Raw genomic sequence first — 395 nt, 5'->3', positions numbered from 1 at the left:
CTCCGTGAGGATGCTTCAGCAGCCGAACCACCCGCAGACCACGGCGGCGGTGCCGAAGCTGATCGCCCAGACGCTTCAGGCGCAGAGCGCGGACGTCGACACGGTGTCCGGCGCGACCATCACCAGCGACGGCTACCGGGAGTCCCTCCAGGCCGCGATCGACGAGAACGCGACAGCGGCGTCCGCCTCGCCCGCCGCCCCCTCGTCCCCCGCTTCGCAGGTCGTCGCGGGCCCGACCGTGACGACGGAGAAGGGCCCCGTGCAGGTGGAGGTGACCTTCGAGGGCGACGAGATCAACTCCGTGAGGATGCTTCAGCAGCCGAACCACCCGCAGACCACGGCGGCGGTGCCGAAGCTGATCGCCCAGACGCTTCAGGCGCAGAGCGCGGACGTCG

General features: G+C 70.9%; 1 protein-coding gene. It reads left to right on the top strand.

Going from position 1 to position 395, the window contains the following annotated elements; translation table 11 throughout:
• A partial coding sequence (locus KUM49_RS38400) for an FMN-binding protein (RefSeq protein ID WP_217241588.1) occupies nucleotides 1–395 on the top strand: 395 nt, incomplete at both ends.

The organism is Streptomyces sp. AC555_RSS877 (genome assembly GCF_019049245.1).
Taxonomy (GTDB): Bacteria; Actinomycetota; Actinomycetes; order Streptomycetales; family Streptomycetaceae; genus Streptomyces.
This window is presented reverse-complemented; position numbering and strand designations above follow the sequence as displayed.